A 17,407-nucleotide genomic window follows, 5' to 3' on the forward strand; every position below is an offset into this window, starting at 1 on the left:
TGTTCTTTATAAATCCAGTTAGTGAGGCCAGAATTGCTGGTGCAGGGCTTCAACCGCATCGGCGACGCGCGGCCCCATACCCAGAATCAGCGCCTGGTCAATCGCCACAATGCGCTGGTTTTTCCAGGCCGCAGTGTGGGTAATCCCGGCAATCGCGCTCAGACGAGCCAGACCGCCATCCACCATTTGCGACGTCACCACGATCACCTCTGGGTTGGCGGCGATCAGCGATTCCGCGCTGTAGCTTTTATACTGCGCATGGGTGGCGACATTTTGTGCGCCTGCGAGGGTCATAATGGCATCGGCAACGCTGCCTTTTCCGGCGACCTGTGGCGCGCTGCCGCCAGCGGAGAGAATGAACATGGCTTTGACCGGCGCGTTTTTCGCTGCCACGTTGTGCTGAACGCGATCCAGACGTTGACGTATGCGATCGATCAACGTCTCACCTTGTTCGGGAATGCGCAGGGTTTGAGCCAGTTCCCGAATGTTGGCGTACATCTGTTCGACGGTGGCCGGTACGCGCGGCAACGTCACGACGTTAACTTTTTGCGCCCGCAACTGATCCAACACGATTTGAGGGCCAGCATCCTGCCAGGTGATAAAGCTGTCCGGATGCAGCGATAAAATGCCCTCGCTGCTTAACTGCTTCCAGTAGCCGATATGCGGGAGTGCGGCAGTTTCGGGTGGATACGAGGTGGTTTCATCAACGCCGACCACCCGGTTGCCGATGCCCATGGCGTATATTAGTTCGCTAAGAGAGCCGCCCGCCACCACCAGGCGGTCGGCGGACTGGGCACTGAAAACGCAGGCGAGGCTCAGTAAGCCAATCAAGAGTTTTTTCATCGTCAGAAATTCCACGCAAAGCCAACGGCGGCATTGAAACCAGCGTCTGGAATAGATTCATGCGCGGTTCTGTAACGCTTGTCGGTCAGGTTGTTGAGCGCGAGGTTGACCTGATACTGATCCTGCGGACCGAACTCGGTGTTGAATGCAAGGTTAAGCGTGGCCCAGCCTGGGTAGTTGATTTCCGTGGTGCCGGTATTATCTTTGGCGCTGGACGCCGCGCGGATAAAGACATCGGACGTCAGGTTAGCGGCGTTCATCAACCAGGTATGTTTCAGGCCGACGCGCCCGGTCAGAGTGGGTTCGCCGGTATCCCAGGTTTTAAGGGTATTGCCTTCGTACTGACGGCGAATGAAATTACCGCTCAGGTAAGGTGAAACTGCCCAGCCGTTGTATTCTGCGGTGAGTTCCATGCCCCAGGTTTTGGCCCGATCGATGTTGTCGTAGTAGTAATAGCCGCCCCGTGAAGAGGTGGTATTACCGCTGCATACGGGTTGACCTGAACAGGCCAGGCTGGCGATATAGTCTTTGGCTTCGGAGTAATAAATGGCGCCGTCAATCAGCCACATATTCCCTTTATACCGTGCACCCAGCTCATAGTTATTCGAGTGTTCCGCCTTCAGGTTTGGATTGCCGTAGGTTACGCTGCCGCCTGCGGACGTCTGCATAAACAGCTGAGTCAGCGTGGGGAAGACATAGCCCTGGGCATATGCAGCCCGGAGTTCAAGATCTTTAAAACCGGAATAGCGTAGGCTGGTTGAGGTCACCAGTTCATCATCGTGAACGGAATTTCCTCCGGTGGATTGCCAGGTGCTGCCGCTGCTTTGCAGGGTTTGCGTATCGTTGCGCTTGAGCTTCGAAGACAGCCAGTACTGGCGTGCGCCTACGGTCCACGTCCAGTCATCGGCAAAGCGCCAGTCGTTTTGCGCGAACAATGAGGTGTTGCTTTGCTCCGCTTCGTTGTATGACAGGGTACGTGTTTGCGTATCGAAGAAGCCGGTAGCTGCGGTCTGGCGCGTACTGCCGTCCGTGTCCTGTTTTATTTTGTCATGCTGATATTGAGTGCCAATCACCAGCTCGTTGTTAGCAGGCAGGGAGAAGTTGCTCTGTAGCGTTACCCCTTGGGTATACTGTTTGTCGTTGGTATTGGTCTGATTGCTGACCGTCAGCGCTTTAATCATCGGGCTGGGGATAACCTGGGTCGTTTTGACCCGGTTTTCAAATTTGCGCTCTATTGTCTGGCTGTATGCGTCAACATGGATGTTCTTCAGGTAATCCCCATCGGCCGCGTAGTCGTAGAAAAGACCGATTTTCTCGCGTTCCAGCTTAGGTATTTTGACGCTAAAGTCGTCGAACTGGCCCTCTGGATCGTCAAACCAGGTTTGAGTAGACAGTTTGTAACGATCGAGGGAGAGCCCAATTTTGTGGCGATCGAAGTTGTAACCCAGCCATACGCCCTGGCCATTATTACGGAAGTTGGTGTTGGGCAATCTTCCGTCAGGCGTATCGCGGTCCCCCTGGTCGGAATAGCTGCCATTGATGCGGTAGTCAAAGTTTCCGATGCTGCCCCGGGCCGCTGCCGACTCTTCCCATCCTGCCGTTGCGGAGTTATAAACAGCCTTAACGCTGCCGCCGAGAGGCTTATCACCGCCTTTTTTGGTAATAAAGTTTACGACACCGCCAATCGCCTGCGAACCGTAGAGGACAGAATAGGGGCCTTTGACCACTTCAATCCGTTCCAGCGCGGATTCGTCAATCAGCAAACCGGCTCCGTAGTTTTGTCCGGCACGTTGGTAACTGACGACCTGGCCGTCGATCAAAATCAGCACCCGCGAAGACGCTTCGCCACGGATACGAATTTGTTTCCGCCCTGCGAGGGCGTTATCGGTGACTTCGACGCCGGGAATATCTTGTAAATCATCAGCAATAGAAACGCTGGTGGAGTTTTGCAGCGTCTGGCGATCGATAACCTGTATGGTTGCCGGGCTATCCCAAAGGCTACTTTCTGTGCGGTTAGCCGTGACGATAACCGTGTCTTCGTCGGACGTAGAAGCGTGTGTTGGAGAGGTGGCGGCAAAAGCGGCGCCGGACATGCATAATGTCAGGGCTGAAAGAATAAATGGCCTTTGGTTATTCCGTGGCAACATAAGAGAACCTTTATTGAATGTAAATGATCATCATTATCATTCGCGTTTATATATAAAATTGTTTCCCTTTGTTCAAGATGAAAGATGTAGAACCAATATATCTTTTGATTTGAGTCAATTTCGTGCAGTCATTAAATGCATAAATGTGATCTGAATCGGATATAACAATGTGAATTAAAAGGATTTGTGCATTGCGGTGAGGGTGGAAAATGTGCAGGGTTCTCGGGTCAATCATTAGGATAATCTGGGCTATAATGGGCTCAGTACCAACAAGATCCGCGGGGGAAATGTGAATATTAGCGATGTTGCGAAAAGAACCGGTTTGACCAGCAAAGCGATACGCTTTTATGAAGAAAAAGGCTTAGTGACGCCGCCGCTGCGTAGCGAAAATGGCTATCGCACATACAACCAACAGCATCTGAATGAACTTACGCTGCTGCGCCAGGCACGCCAGGTGGGTTTTAATCTCGAAGAGTGCGGCGAACTGGTGAATCTGTTTAACGATCCGGCGCGTCATAGCGCAGATGTGAAAAAGCGTACCTTAGAAAAGGTCGCGGACATTGAGAGGCATATCAGCGAGCTGCAGGCCATGCGCTTGCATTTGCTGGCACTGGCGGAGAGTTGCCCTGGCGATGACAGCGCCGAATGCCCGATCATTGATAACCTCTCCGGCTGCTGCCACCATAAAGCGAAGGCTTAACGGCGAGGGGGATTAAGCATAAATACCACCGTCCCGCGGTACCACGGGGATTTCTCAAGCTGCGCTTCAGCCTGCGGGTCCCGGCTACCGTTTTGCACCAGCCCCAGCTTAAACGGAATGCGCAGACGACTGAGTGCGGGCAGATACGCCTGATAATTCGTTACCGTATGACGGCCCTGATAGCTCTGGACCACCAGTTCATCGACCGCCAGCGCATTCAGCGTGGCGACGTCGCCCGTTTTTGCCCAATCCAGCAGTCCAGTCACGCCAAGTGCAAACTCGGCCGGTAACTGTTGGCGTAATTGCTGCAGAAAGCGGGCGTAATCGGCAAGCTGATGGGTCGCCGCGTCAAAATCAACCTGCAGGCCGAGCACATGATTCCCGGCGGTCTGCCAGCGTTGCATCAATCTTATGATGCGAGCCGGGATCGCCTCCGGTACGTCGAGCGTGGTAAAGCGCACGGTCAGCCAGATCGAGGGAAAAGACAGGCGGCTGACCGGCAGCCCGAGACGCTGGAAAACCACGTTACCCGAACGAACCAGCACCTCACCCTGATGCAGATAGACCGTTTGCGCGTCTTTCAGTTCGTCACTGGCCTTCACGCCGGACCACAGCCAGAAGGCCGGATGCTCACGGGCGGCGACGATATCCGCCGCCTGCGGCTGGCCTGTCAGCAGCGCGGTTACCAGTAGTATTTGAGTTTTTGCGCCCACGGACTTCCCGGATACTGCGTTTTCAGTTGGGTGAACCAGCCTTTACGCTGCAGTTTATCCACTTCCTCACCGCCGCACTCGTTAGAGCCTGACGGCGCATAGCACATGATGGCGCGATACAGCGCGAAGCTCTTGTCTTCAACCTCTGCTTTCGGCGAAGTGATCACCTGCTGATAGTAGCGTTGCCTGTCGAACTGACCGAACGGCTCCTTGCGCGATATTGCTGATTCAAGAACGTCGTTGCCAGCACTGTTTTTCCACAAATCGACGTGGGTTTGCGTGGTGCGGAAGAATTCGCCTAAGCAGTTCAGCGCGTGGGCATCATCCGCTTTTTTGCTCAATACCGTTACCGTTTCATTGAGGCTGCGACAGGTGTAACCGCGCTCGGCAGCGTCGCCGTTCCAGTCGAAAATACTCAGATTAACGTCATCAAACGCGTCGCCAATAACCGGCGGAGTAATGGCGCTGGCCAGTTTTCTGTCATTCAACCAGTCGCCAAAGCGGTTTTCGGTAAGATCGCGTACCAGCAGCGTATGCAGGGCGATGGTACGCTCTTCATTGTTAGGTCCATGGATGGCCTGCTGGCGCAGCAGTTCAGGCGAGGCCTGTGTTTTCAGTATCTGCGAGCGAAAACGCAGGTTGGTTACTGCGCTTTCTGGGGCAAATACCGCCGCCACGTCGCCGCTATAAACCAGCGTTGCGGCGAGCTTAGCCTGTACATACTGCTGCTGTTCGTTGTCCTGGCTGAGTTTTAGCAACTGCAGCCAGAAATCACGCGCCGCGCTCCAGTTCTTCTGGCCCATCAGCGCTTCGCCGTACAGCACTTGTTCGCTGAAGGCGAGGGTATCGTGAATGGCGAGTTTCTGCGCTGGCGTAACTGCCTGAATAATCGCCGCGTAGTTCTCCGTCGCCAGCCACAGATTCAGTTGCAGATCGCGCCATAGCGGCAGTTTTTGGCTCTGCTCAAACACCGGTTTGCTGGCATCGAGCTGCGCCTGGGTCAGCGTGGGTTTACTGTTGTTATCCAGACGCAGCGCGCGCAGCAGTTCGATATAGCTGACAAGCGGCGCATCGGGGAATGCTTCCACCACGGACTGTTCGTAGAACGCCATACCGTAGACATTATCGTATTCGATGACTATTTCTCGCAGTTGCCGAGCGTCAGCCGACTGCTGGAGCGTCTGCTCATACAACCCGGCCAGCTGCGGCCACGCCTGTAAATACCAGTTGATGCGACGCAGCATACCGCGCGCGGAGTCGGCATACAGGCCTTGCGGGTAACGTTGCAGATAGGCTTGCGCCTGCGTCTGAGCCTGAGTCGCGTCCTCGCGGTTAATTTTTGCAATATCAAAATCGCCGTATTCGCCCACGCTGTTCTGGCTGCTCTTGTTCAACGCCGCACGCATCAGCATGTATTGCGCGGTCTCTGCCAGCCACGGGCGCTCACTTTTGGCAAGCTGAGTGAAATCCCGTTCGGCGCTGGCATAATCACCGGCATAGAAACTGGCAGCTGCGGCCAGATAATTTTTATAGGACTGAGCCGGTGAATCAGCCGGGAGGGTGGCAAGTGAAGACTCAATTTGCTCGCGGGTTGCCCCGGATAGCAGCCCCGTACGCGCCTGGGCTAAGGCCTGGCGCTGTTCCGCCGTTAACGTCGAGTCGGCCAGCAGTGCGGCAAAAAATGCGCTGACACTCTCGGTGTTATTCGAAACATGACGGTTCTCAAGCTCAGCGTCGTTGACGTTTATTTCGTCTGCGCTAATGTTCAGTTCGGCCATCTGTCGGGAGAGTGGGCTGTCTGCGGCGGATGCCGGAGCAGCGGCTGGCTGCGAGGTTGCCTCATCCCATTGCGGGTGATAGGCAAAATAGAAATCCCGGGAGCGGGTGATATCCGCTGGCATTGATTGCACCGGCAGAGCAAATGATTTTTCCTGGCTCAGCAGCCGCAGCAGGTTGTCGCGACTGTCGTTTTCAGGGTTGAAGGTCGGCGTGCCTTTCAGCAGGCAGCTGTCGTCGCTCCATTTGCAGTCTTCCATATCGAAAGAGGCGAATGCCTGCGGGGCGGCGGTCAGTAATGTGCAAAGGGCAAAGGCAAGGGGTGTCTTCCTGACCATAGTCTTATTTCCTGTCTTTTTAGTGTGATACCGCTTTAATAATCAGGGTTATCCCTTCAACGGCAATGACTTCAACCTGCGTTCCGGCGCTCAAATCGTCGCTGGCGCTAACGGGCCATGAGCTATCGCCGACGCGCATGTGTCCGCGACCATTGACCAGGGCGGTTTCCAGAATAAATCGTCGGCCAACCAGCTGCTGTCCGCGCTGGTTAAGATGGCTGTCGGCGGGTTTCTGCTCCTGAACGCGCCTTGCCAGCCATTTCCACCACAGCCACGCCGCCAGCAGGGTGAGGACGGCGAACATTGCCCCCTGCCACGCCCAGTCTAGCGGAACGAGCCAGACGACCAGACCGGTAATCACCGCTGCCACGCCGCTCCACAGCAGATAGCCGTTGCCGCCCAGCATCTCGGCGGCGAGTAGCAAACCGCCGAGGCTGAGCCAGAAGATGTGCGGGTGCACCAGAATCATCGCTATCATGATTTTTTCCGCTCGCTGGCGCTGTCCTTAACCAGTTCGGCGATCCCGGCAATAGAGCCCATCAGGCTGCTGGCATCCAGCGGCATCATCACCACTTTGCTGTTATTCGACGAGCCGATATGCTGCAGCGCTTCGGTGTATTTCTGTGCCACGAAGTAGTTCACTGCCTGAATATCCCCAGCAGCAATGGCCTCAGACACCATCTGCGTTGCGCGAGCTTCGGCTTCTGCTGAACGTTCACGCGCTTCAGCCTGTAAAAACGCGGACTGGCGTTCACCTTCCGCTTTAAGGATCTTCGACTGTTTCTCACCTTCGGCCTTGACGATTTCTGCCTGACGGATCCCCTCGGCCTCAAGAATGTAGGCACGCTTGGTACGTTCGGCTTTCATCTGCGCGTTCATCGCGTCGATAAGTTCTGCCGGAGGACGCACGTCGCGGATCTCGATACGGGTGATTTTGATGCCCCAGGGATTCGTGGCTTCATCAACAATATGCAGCAGGCGCGTGTTGATGTTGTCGCGTTGGGAAAGCATTTCATCGAGTTCCATCGAACCGAGAACGGTACGAATGTTGGTCATGGTCAGGTTGATAATCGCCAGTTCCAGGTTGCTGACTTCATAGGCCGCTTTCGGCGCGTCGATCACCTGAATAAAGCACACGGCATCAATTGCGACGTTGGCGTTATCTTTGGAGATGACTTCCTGAGAAGGGATATCAAGCACCTGTTCCATCATGTTGATCTTACGACCAATGCGGTCCATGAACGGCACAACAAGGCTTAAACCCGGTTGCAGGGTTTTGGTGTAACGGCCAAAACGCTCTACCGTCCACTGATATCCCTGCGGGACGATTTTGACGCCAGCGCCGACGATCACCAGCGCGACAAAAATAAGAATAGGAATAAAAATGAGCATTGATGAAACCTCCTGTTGTGCTGTCCTTTACTGCCTCATTAATCAAATTATACCCGATTTATCAAGGTGGGCTCCCTTATAATAAATTACAGGGATAGACTGTCTGCACGAAAGATGTAAAAAAGGAATGGGTAATGGAAGAAAGCAGTATTTTGCTTCAGTTAAAAAATGTCGCATGGCAGGCAGGTGAGACGCAGGTTCTCAATAACATCTGTTTTGATCTCCGCGCCGGAGAATTTAAGTTGATTACCGGCCAGTCCGGCTGTGGGAAAAGTACGTTACTCAAGATTGTGGCGTCATTAATGAGTCCGACTGCCGGTGAAATTCTCTTTGAAGGCAAGGAGATCAATACCCTCAAGCCGGAAACGTATCGCCAGCAGGTCTCCTATTGTGCGCAAACGCCTGCTTTGTTTGGTGACACCGTTTACGACAACCTCATTTTCCCCTGGCAAATCCGTAACAAACGTCCGGAGCCGGATGCGTTTCTGAGCGATCTGGCCCGTTTTGATCTCCCCGAGACGATCCTCAGAAAAAGCATCAATGAGCTGTCCGGTGGCGAGAAGCAGCGCGTCTCGCTAATTCGTAATTTGCAGTTTCTGCCCAAAATTCTGCTGCTTGATGAAATCACCAGCGCGCTGGATGAGGCTAATAAACGTAATGTGAACGAATTAATTCACCACTATGTTCGCGATAAGAATATTGCGGTGCTGTGGGTGACGCACGACAAAGATGAAATTACGCATGCGGATAATGTCATAACCCTTCAACCGCACGCCGGAGAAATGCAGGAAGCACGCAATGAACGAGCATAATATTACCAATGAGTCCCTGGCATTAGCGATGATGCTGGTGGTGGTGGCGATCCTGATTAGCCACAAAGAAAAACTGGCGCTGGAGAAAGATATTCTCTGGAGCGTTTGCCGGGCAGTGGTTCAGCTGATTATCGTCGGCTATGTGCTGAAATATATTTTTGGCGTTAACCACAGTATTCTGACCTTACTGATGGTGCTGTTTATCTGCTTTAACGCGGCTTATAACGCACAAAAGCGCAGTAAATATATTGATAAAGCTTTCCTCTCGTCGTTTATCGCTATCACGGTGGGGGCGGGGCTAACGCTGGCGGTGCTGGTTTTGTCTGGCTCTATCGAGTTCACGCCGATGCAGGTCATCCCGATCTCCGGCATGATTGCAGGCAATGCGATGGTGGCAGTGGGGCTGTGTTACAACAATCTGGGACAGCGGTTTAACAGCGAACAGCAGCAAATTCAGGAAAAACTTAGCCTCGGCGCGACGCCGAAAGTGGCCTCTGCGCCGCTGATTCGCGACAGCATTCGCGCCTCGTTGATCCCAACGATCGACTCTGCAAAAACGGTAGGGCTGGTGAGTTTACCGGGGATGATGTCCGGGTTGATCTTCGCGGGTATTGATCCAGTAAAAGCGATTAAGTATCAGATTATGGTGACGTTTATGCTGCTTTCTACCGCCAGCCTGTCGACCATTATTGCCTGCTACCTGACTTATCGGAAGTTCTATAATTCGCGCCACCAATTAGTCGTAACGCATTTGAAGAAGACGTGATGTGATGCCGGAGGGATCGGTATTGGTAGAATTTGTATGCCCGATAAGCGCAAGCGCCATCGGGCAAAATCAAACGGATTAGTACAACAGTGCGTACAGTTGGCGGCGGTATTTTGAGGCCAGCGCATCGCCGGTTCCGAGTGCGGCAAGGATCTCCTGGAAGGTCTTACGTGCCTGACCGTCGGCAGCAGTGAGATCTTTCTTCAGGTGGCTGAACAGCAGTTCCAGTGATTCCTCGTTACGTCCGACCTGATGTAACTGGATGGCTAGTTGAGTTGCCAGCGCCGCATCCTGCGGATTGCTGGCGACTTGCTGCTGCAGCTGTTGGATTTCCGGCGTATCCGCCGCCTGCTTCAGCAGTTCTATCTGCGCCACCAGTCCCTGATAGCGGGTATCCTGATCCTGCAACGGAATGGTTTTCAGCACCGCTTCGGCATCGTCAGAACGATTGAGGGCGATTTGCGTTTCCGCCAGCAGCAGGCCAATTTCGCTGCTCTGGTTGGAGATCTGCCAGGCTTCTTTCAGCAGCGGCAGTGCATCCGCGTGATTACCGGCTTCGATGAATTCGATAGCCTGACGCGCTTTCAGCTCTTCTTCGCTCGGCAACACTTTTTCCAGCAGTGCGCGGATAACCTCTTCCGGCTGCGGGCCCTGGAATCCGTCCACTGGCTGACCGTTCTGAAACATATAAACCGTAGGGATGGCGCGCAGGCCAAACTGAGAAGCGATCATCTGCTCGGCGTCGCAGTCGAGCTTGGCGAGAATAAACTGACCGTTGTACTGGGCGGCAAGGCTCTCCAGTACCGGCGTCAATTGCAGGCAGTGCTGGCTGCGCTCAGACCAAAAATAGAACAGGACCGGCGTGGTCATCGACTGTTCAAGGGTCTGCTGCAGGTTCGATTCGTTAATGTTAACAATATTCTGTGTGGACATGGAGTTACTCTCTTTTGTCGATTTCTTGTTACATGGGGGCTGACGCGCGTGCTTCAACTCAACCCTGTAAAATTTTGTCCATTATGCGGCCTGGCAACAGGCGTTTAAGTAGCATCACTGCCCAGGTCACCAGCGTAACCGGATAACGTAGCTTTGGTTTATCGCTCTCAAATGCATGACGTACTTTGGCGACAACCGCTTCTGGTCCCAGCGTAAAACGCGCGGCAATGCCGGGGTTTTCCACGGGAGCATCGCTCTGGGTCTGGTTGACGTTTTCGGTAAAGCGGGTACGGATGGGGCCGGGCTCAATCAGGCTGACCTTAATGCCGCTGTGGCGCAGTTCCATACGCAGCGCGTCGGACCAGGCTTCCAGCGCATATTTGCTGGCGGCATAGGCGCCGCGTCCCGGCGTTGAGATCAATCCCATCACCGATGAAGTCATCACGATACGTCCTTCGCCGTGAGGGAGCATAGCGGGCAACAGGCGCATGGTAAGCTGATGTGCGCCAAAGAAGTTGGCGGAAAATTGCTGTTCCATCTGTTCACGGCTGATGGTGGGCAGGGGACCATAGACACCGTATCCGGCGTTGTTAAAGATCCCATATAAACGATTATCGGTCAGGGCGATCACTTCATCGGCGGCACGATCCACGCTTTCGGGTGAATCCAGATCCAGCAATACGCCAGTGAATCCCATACTGTTCATACGCGCGACATCGTCAGGTTTGCGACAGCCTGCCAGAATTTGAAAACCCTGGCGCTTTAGTTCAAGCGCGCTTTCCAGACCGATTCCGCTGGAACATCCTGTTATTAAGACCGATTTTTGCATAACTTTACCTGTCAGGATCTCCGTTGTTTTATGAGTCGTGATTTACTAGAGGGGTGAGATGTTGCGCCATCCAGTCGGCAATAAACGGCTGAGCGTCACGGTTAGGATGAATACCATCATCCTGCATCCACTGGGGTTTCAGATAAACCTCTTCCATAAAAAATGGCAGCAGAGGAATATCAAACTCTTTGGCGAGCTTTGGATAAATCGCGCTAAAGGTTTCATTATAACGGCGACCATAGTTTGCTGGCAGACGAATTTGCATCAGCAGCGGTTCGGCATTTGCCGCTTTCACATCCTGCAGAATCGTGCGCAGGGTTTGTTCGGTTTGCGCAGGCGCAAAGCCGCGCAGGCCATCGTTACCGCCAAGTTCGACCAGCACCCAGCGCGGCTGGTGCTGCTTGAGTAATGCAGGCAGACGGGCCAGACCTTGCTGCGAGGTGTCGCCGCTAATGCTGGCATTCACCACTGGCGTTTTGGTTTGCCATTTATCATTAAGTAGCGCAGGCCACGCGGCGCTGGCGGACATACGGTATCCGGCGCTCAGGCTGTCACCCAGAATTAATAACGTGTCCGCAGCGGCGGCGCGGAAAGTTAACAGGACCAGGAACAGGAAAGGCCAATGCCAGCGGAAAACATTGTTGAAGTTCATCATCTTAAGAAATCCGTCGGTCAGGGTGATCAAGAGCTATCCATCCTTACCGGAGTTGAACTGGTTGTCAAACGCGCCGAGACCATTGCGTTGATTGGCGAGTCGGGATCGGGGAAATCCACGCTGCTGGCGATCCTCGCCGGGCTGGACGATGGCTCCAGCGGTGAAGTCAGCCTGGTGGGGCAGGCGCTGCACACTATGGACGAAGAAGCCCGGGCGCAGCTGCGGGCGCGGCACGTGGGTTTTGTCTTCCAGTCATTCATGTTAATTCCAACCCTCAACGCGCTGGAAAACGTCGAACTACCCGCGCTGCTACGCGGCGAAAATAGCGGAAAAAGTCGTGACGGGGCAAAAACGCTGCTGGAGCAACTGGGGTTGGGAAAACGTCTTGATCATCTTCCGGCCCAGCTTTCCGGCGGGGAGCAGCAACGCGTAGCGCTGGCACGGGCGTTTAACGGACGCCCTGACGTGCTGTTTGCCGATGAACCAACGGGCAATCTGGACCGCCAGACCGGAGACAAAATCGCCGACCTGCTGTTTTCTCTGAACCGGGAACACGGTACCACCCTGATTCTGGTGACCCATGACCCGCAGCTGGCGGCGCGTTGCGATAGGCGTTTACGCCTGGTGAACGGACAGTTGCAGGAGGAGGCATGATTGCACGCTGGTTCTGGCGCGAATGGCGCTCGCCTTCATTACTGATTGTCTGGCTGGCGTTAAGCCTGGCGGTGGCCTGTGTACTGGCGCTTGGCAATATCAGCGATCGCATGGAAAAAGGGTTGAGCCAGCAAAGTCGTGAGTTTATGGCGGGCGATCGGTCGCTGCAAAGTTCGCGCGCCGTACCGAAAGCGTGGATTGACGAGGCGCGACAGCGTGGTCTGAAGGTGGGTGAACAGCTCACCTTTGCCACCATGACCTTTGCCCGGGATACGCCGCAACTGGCGAACGTCAAAGCAGTGGATGATGTGTATCCGATGTACGGCACGCTGCAAACCAATCCGCCGGGGCTGAAACCGCAGCCGGGCTCAGTGCTGTTGGCCCCGCGTCTGATGGCGCTACTCAACTTAAAAATCGGTGATTCCATCGACGTTGGCGATGCCACCCTGCGCATCGCCGGAGAAGTGGTGCAGGAACCGGATTCCGGTTTTAATCCCTTCCAGATAGCGCCGCGCCTGATGATGAACATGGCGGATGTCGAAAAAACGGCGGCGGTCCAGCCGGGAAGCCGTGTGACCTGGCGCTATAAATTTGGCGGTACGCCACAGCAACTGGAAGCCTATGAAAAATGGCTGCTTCCGCAGTTAAAGCCGGAACAGCGTTGGTATGGGCTGGAGCAGGATGAAGGGGCGTTGGGGAAATCACTGGAGCGTTCGCAACAGTTCCTGCTGCTGTCGGCACTGTTAACGCTACTGCTGGCGGTTGCTGCCGTTGCCGTGGCGATGAATCATTACTGTCGCAGTCGTTACGATTTGGTGGCGATATTAAAAACGCTCGGCGCGGGCAGGGCGCAACTGCGCAAGCTGATTATCGGCCAGTGGCTGATGGTGCTGACGCTTTCTGGCGTGACCGGCGGGCTGTTCGGGCTGTTATTTGAGCGGGTGCTGGTTGTATTACTGAAGCCAGTTCTGCCCGGTGAGCTGCCGCCCGCCAGCCTGTGGCCGTGGCTGTGGGCACTCGGTACGATGACCGTCATTTCTCTGCTGGTGGGGCTACGCCCTTATCGCTTGCTGCTGGCGACGCAGCCGCTGCGGGTACTGCGTCGCGACGTGGTGGCAAACGTCTGGCCGCTTAAGGTCTATCTGCCCGTAGCAACGATAGTTGTGGTTGCGCTGCTGGCCGGATTGATGGGCGGAAGTATGCTGCTGTGGGCGGTACTGGCCGGGGCGGTGGTGCTGGCGCTGCTGTGCGGCGTGTTGGGCTGGATGTTGCTTAACCTGCTGCGTGGTCTGACGCTGACCTCGCTGCCGCTGCGTTTGGCGGTCAGCCGGCTGTTGCGCCAGCCGTGGTCAACGCTGAGCCAGCTGTCGGCATTTTCGCTGTCCTTTATGCTGCTGGCGCTGTTGCTGGTGCTGCGCGGCGATCTCCTCGATCGCTGGCAGCAGCAAATGCCGCCGGAAAGTCCAAACTATTTTCTGATCAACATTGCCACCGAGCAGGTGGCTCCGCTGAAGGTTTTCCTTGCTGAGCATCAGGTGATCCCTGAGTCGTTCTACCCGATAGTGCGGGCGCGTCTGACGGCGATCAATGAGAAATCGACCGAAGGCAATCAGGATGAAGCGCTGAACCGCGAGCTTAATCTGACCTGGCAGGATACCCGCCCGGATCATAACCCGATCGTTGCCGGGAGCTGGCCGCCAAAAGCGGGCGAAGTGTCGATGGAAGAGGGGCTGACGAAACGGCTGAACGTTAAGCTTGGCGATCGGGTGACCTTTATGGGGGATACCCAGGATTTCAGCGCCACGGTCAGCAGTCTGCGCAAAGTGGACTGGGAAAGCCTGCGACCAAACTTTTTCTTTATCTTCCCTTCCGGCGCGCTGGATGCTCAGCCACAAAGCTGGTTAACCAGCTTTCGCTGGGAGAACGGCAACGGCATGCTGACGCAGCTTAACCGCGAATTCCCGACTATCAGCCTGCTGGATATTGGCGCTATTCTCAAACAGGTGAGTCAGGTGCTGGAGCAGGTGAGCCGCGCGCTGGAGGTGATGGTAGTGCTGGTCACCGCTTGCGGTATGTTGCTGCTATTGGCGCAGGTGCAGGTCGGGATGCGTCAGCGTCATCAGGAACTGGTGGTCTGGCGCACGCTGGGCGCGGGCAAGAAGCTGCTGCGTACCACGCTGTGGTGCGAGTTCGCCATGCTCGGGATGGTCGCCGGACTGGTGGCGGCCATCGGGGCGGAAACTGCGCTGGCGGTGCTGCAAACCCGCGTGTTTGATTTCCCCTGGGAGCCAGACTGGCGGCTGTGGGTTGTGTTGCCGCTTTGTGGGGCATTGCTGCTCTCTCTCTGTGGCGGATGGCTCGGTTCACGTCTTTTTAAAGGCAAAGCGCTGTTCCGTCAGTTCAGCAGTTAATTCATATTCGTGATGATTACGCACCGGTTTTTTTAAATCGGTGCTTTTTTTTATCTATGTAGCACAAAATGATAACTCATTGATATTTAACAGCACAGAACAATAAAAACCCGACAACACTAGTGTATTAATAAACGTTAATATTTGTATGCTGAATAATTGGCAGGCTATCTATCAAGGTACAAATAATGACTATAAAAAAAACGGCGCTGGCGGTATCGATCGGCGCAGCAGTGGCATTAACGACTTTCGCCTCCCAGGCGGAAATCACGGTCCTGAAACAAGATCCGCAGGCGGGCAACCCGCTGAGCCGTCTTAATTTCACCGTCGGCGGGAGTATTCGTCCGCAGTTCCAGAATATGGCCGGTGACGATGGTAAGAATGGCTACAAACGTAATGGCTTCGACGGTGGAACGCGTTTCCGCTTCGCTGCTGACTACTATCTGTTTGATGACATCAGTTGGGTGAGCTATTACGAGCTGGGCGTTAACTTCCCGGCGATGTTCAACTGGGACAATCACTATGCTAACGGCGCCAACGATACTACGCGTCGTATGCTGTACACCGGTCTGAAGAGCGCGACCTGGGGTACGCTGACCTTCGGTCAACAGAACAGCATTTACTATGATGTGGTGGGCGCGAAAACGGATATCTGGGACTACGACATGATCGGCCAGGCGCCAGGTAACGGTATCAATGGCGACTACGACGGTTCCTATCGTACACGTAAGTCACTGAAGTATAAAAATACGGTAGGCGATGTTGATCTTTACGCGTCTTATCTGTTCAGCGATGACTACAACCCGAACAACGGTTTGCGCTACAAACGTAAAGGCGGCGGCTCCCTGGGTGTGGATTATCACATCACCGATGACCTGACCTGGGGTACGGCGTGGAACTACACCCGCGCGGAAATGCGTGGCAACACCAGCAAAACCTACGATCAAAACATCGTCGGTACTGCGCTGAGCTGGAAACCGGACAACTGGACTTTCTCGCTGGGCGGCGGTTGGTATCAAAACTTCATGACAACCAAAAAAGTCTCTGTTAATGACTATTTTGCCGGTGACGCCTGGGGTCTGGAATACTTTGCGGGATATACCTTCCCGGTTGGCCAGTATGCGCTGAAATCCGTGCAGCCATACTTTATGGGCGATCGTATTGAATACGTGAATGGCCGTAACTACCTGCGTACCGACAACGGTGTGGGTATCAGCTTCCAGCTGGATTACGGTTTCCGTGTGGATTACGAACACGTCTTCACCTCCAGCACCGACAATCTGGGCGACATGAACCTGGTGCGTCTGCGTTACGACTTCTAATCGAACGCCTGCCGCCCGATGCGCTTGCGCTTATCGGGCCTACGAGAGCAGGGGGATCGCGTTATTTGTAGGCCGGATAAGGCACTTGTGCCGACATCCGGCTTTTTCATGCCTTCTCACATTTAAAAACACACTCTGCAACATCATGAAATAATTTCAAGGACAGCAGGTTGTGATCTGTGTCATGTTAACAATCAGCCTGTTAACAGGCCAACAAGAACAACGCCGCAAGAACGGCGTGAGACATGACACCACAACGTTAAAATGGAGAGATTATGGGATTGCGTCAGAGTTTACGCGTCGCGACCGGGGCGCTGTTACTGGCCTGTGGATTACAATTTGCTCATGCGAACAGTGATCCGCACACCATCGTATTTGGCGTCGCACCTGGGCCGTACGGCGATATGGTAAAACAAGCCATTGCCCCTACGCTGAAAGAGAAAGGCTATAAGGTAGTAGTACGCGAATTCAGCGACTACGTGCAGCCTAACATGGCGCTCTCCAATGGCAGCATCGATGCTAACCTGTTCCAGCATTCACTCTACTTTGACAAATTCACCGCCGATAAAGGCCTGAAACTGAGCAAGCTGATTGTGGTCCCGACGGCCGGGATGGGTTTTTACTCACATAAAATCAAAAGCCTGGATGAATTGAAAAAAGGGGATGTGATCACGCTTTCCAACGATCCCACCAACCTGGCTCGCGGTCTGCGTTTCCTGCAGTCTATTGGCCTTATCACCATCAAAGATAACATCGATCCAACTAAAGCCTCCGAGCGCGATATTGCCAGCAACCCGAAAGGGCTGGTGTTTAAACCGCTGGAAGCGGCACAGCTGCCGCGTACGCTGGACGGTGTGACCGGTGCGCTGGTCAACGGCAACTTTGCCGTAGCGGCAAAACTGGATCTCGCCAGCGCCATCAAGCAGGAACACCTGGACGAAAATCTGAAAAATATCATCGCGGTACGCAGTGAAGATGCGGATAAACCATTTGCGAAAGATATTGTCGAGGCGGTGAAATCTCCGGCGTATCGTGCGGTGATCGACGATCCGCAAAATATCTACAGCGCCTTCCAGAAACCGGAATGGATGTCGGTAGCCCAATAATCGCTGCGCA

16 protein-coding genes are annotated in these 17,407 nt (G+C 54.4%); 7 read left to right on the forward strand and 9 right to left on the reverse strand.

Going from position 1 to position 17,407, the window contains the following annotated elements; translation table 11 throughout:
* Positions 1-18: 18 nt before the first annotated feature.
* Positions 19-843 carry a heme/hemin ABC transporter substrate-binding protein gene (locus tag G4551_RS06360; protein ID WP_003835809.1) on the reverse strand — a complete coding sequence of 275 codons (825 nt, stop codon included), beginning with the start codon at positions 841-843 and terminating at the stop codon, positions 19-21.
* 2 nt (positions 844-845) lie between these two features.
* A complete protein-coding gene (locus G4551_RS06365; RefSeq protein ID WP_003835807.1) occupies positions 846-2,990 on the reverse strand; it encodes a TonB-dependent receptor plug domain-containing protein in 2,145 nt (714 codons plus the stop codon).
* 289 nt (positions 2,991-3,279) lie between these two features.
* On the opposite strand from G4551_RS06365, the gene cueR reads away from it, so the two are divergent.
* The gene (gene cueR / locus G4551_RS06370; protein ID WP_003021822.1) at positions 3,280-3,690 is read left to right on the forward strand and encodes a Cu(I)-responsive transcriptional regulator; all 411 of its coding nucleotides are present in this window, start codon (positions 3,280-3,282) and stop codon (positions 3,688-3,690) included.
* Here the strand turns inward: cueR and G4551_RS06375 are convergent.
* Genes G4551_RS06375 through G4551_RS06390 form a run of 4 tightly spaced genes read right to left on the reverse strand, consistent with a single transcriptional unit; the run spans position 3,687 to position 7,909 of the window.
* On the reverse strand, positions 3,687-4,403 hold the full coding sequence (locus G4551_RS06375) for a DUF3142 domain-containing protein (protein ID WP_003835804.1): 717 nt from the start codon (positions 4,401-4,403) through the stop codon (positions 3,687-3,689). The genes cueR and G4551_RS06375 overlap by 4 nt on opposite strands.
* Positions 4,373-6,517: a hypothetical protein gene (locus G4551_RS06380; protein WP_003835801.1), complete on the reverse strand. Its 2,145-nt coding sequence runs from the start codon at positions 6,515-6,517 to the stop codon at positions 4,373-4,375. Before G4551_RS06380 ends, G4551_RS06375 begins: the two co-directional genes overlap by 31 nt.
* A 19-nt stretch (positions 6,518-6,536) precedes the next feature.
* Complete coding sequence (locus tag G4551_RS06385; RefSeq protein ID WP_003021832.1) at positions 6,537-6,995, reverse strand: NfeD family protein; 459 nt, start codon at positions 6,993-6,995, stop codon at positions 6,537-6,539.
* Positions 6,992-7,909 carry an SPFH domain-containing protein gene (locus G4551_RS06390; protein ID WP_003021835.1) on the reverse strand — a complete coding sequence of 306 codons (918 nt, stop codon included), beginning with the start codon at positions 7,907-7,909 and terminating at the stop codon, positions 6,992-6,994. Before G4551_RS06390 ends, G4551_RS06385 begins: the two co-directional genes overlap by 4 nt.
* 134 nt (positions 7,910-8,043) lie before the next feature.
* Here G4551_RS06390 and fetA point away from each other — a divergent pair, with 134 nt between their 5' ends.
* Positions 8,044-8,721: an iron efflux ABC transporter ATP-binding subunit FetA gene (gene fetA, locus G4551_RS06395; protein ID WP_003835797.1), complete on the forward strand. Its 678-nt coding sequence runs from the start codon at positions 8,044-8,046 to the stop codon at positions 8,719-8,721.
* Positions 8,708-9,487 carry an iron efflux ABC transporter permease subunit FetB gene (gene fetB / locus G4551_RS06400; RefSeq protein WP_003835795.1) on the forward strand — a complete coding sequence of 260 codons (780 nt, stop codon included), beginning with the start codon at positions 8,708-8,710 and terminating at the stop codon, positions 9,485-9,487. Before fetA ends, fetB begins: the two co-directional genes overlap by 14 nt.
* Positions 9,488-9,565: 78 nt before the next feature.
* On the opposite strand, the gene G4551_RS06405 is transcribed toward fetB, so the two are convergent.
* The 3 genes from G4551_RS06405 to tesA are packed head-to-tail and all read right to left on the reverse strand — an operon-like array spanning position 9,566 to position 11,904.
* Entirely contained in the window at positions 9,566-10,420 is an 855-nt protein-coding gene (locus G4551_RS06405) for a co-chaperone YbbN (RefSeq protein WP_003835793.1), read from the reverse strand.
* 58 nt (positions 10,421-10,478) lie between these two features.
* Entirely contained in the window at positions 10,479-11,249 is a 771-nt protein-coding gene (locus G4551_RS06410) for an SDR family oxidoreductase (RefSeq protein ID WP_003835790.1), read from the reverse strand.
* A gap of 28 nt (positions 11,250-11,277) precedes the next feature.
* Positions 11,278-11,904 (reverse strand): multifunctional acyl-CoA thioesterase I/protease I/lysophospholipase L1, encoded by a 627-nt coding sequence (gene tesA / locus G4551_RS06415; protein ID WP_003021850.1) that lies wholly within the window; start codon positions 11,902-11,904, stop codon positions 11,278-11,280.
* Between tesA and ybbA the strand changes: the two genes are divergently transcribed.
* The 4 genes from ybbA (at position 11,872) to G4551_RS06435 (ending at position 17,397) form a co-directional block, all read left to right on the forward strand.
* The gene (ybbA, locus tag G4551_RS06420) at positions 11,872-12,558 is read left to right on the forward strand and encodes a putative ABC transporter ATP-binding protein YbbA (RefSeq protein WP_003021853.1); all 687 of its coding nucleotides are present in this window, start codon (positions 11,872-11,874) and stop codon (positions 12,556-12,558) included. The two genes, tesA and ybbA, sit on opposite strands and share 33 nt — an antisense overlap.
* The gene (gene ybbP / locus G4551_RS06425; protein WP_003835788.1) at positions 12,555-14,969 is read left to right on the forward strand and encodes a putative ABC transporter permease subunit YbbP; all 2,415 of its coding nucleotides are present in this window, start codon (positions 12,555-12,557) and stop codon (positions 14,967-14,969) included. Before ybbA ends, ybbP begins: the two co-directional genes overlap by 4 nt.
* A gap of 188 nt (positions 14,970-15,157) precedes the next feature.
* Positions 15,158-16,291 carry a porin gene (locus G4551_RS06430; protein ID WP_003021860.1) on the forward strand — a complete coding sequence of 378 codons (1,134 nt, stop codon included), beginning with the start codon at positions 15,158-15,160 and terminating at the stop codon, positions 16,289-16,291.
* A 275-nt stretch (positions 16,292-16,566) separates the two neighbouring features.
* Positions 16,567-17,397, forward strand: coding sequence for a MetQ/NlpA family ABC transporter substrate-binding protein (locus tag G4551_RS06435; RefSeq protein WP_003835785.1), 831 nt, complete (start codon positions 16,567-16,569; stop codon positions 17,395-17,397).
* Positions 17,398-17,407 lie beyond the last annotated feature (10 nt).

It is taken from the genome of Citrobacter freundii ATCC 8090 = MTCC 1658 = NBRC 12681, assembly GCF_011064845.1.
GTDB lineage: Bacteria > Pseudomonadota > Gammaproteobacteria > Enterobacterales > Enterobacteriaceae > Citrobacter > Citrobacter freundii.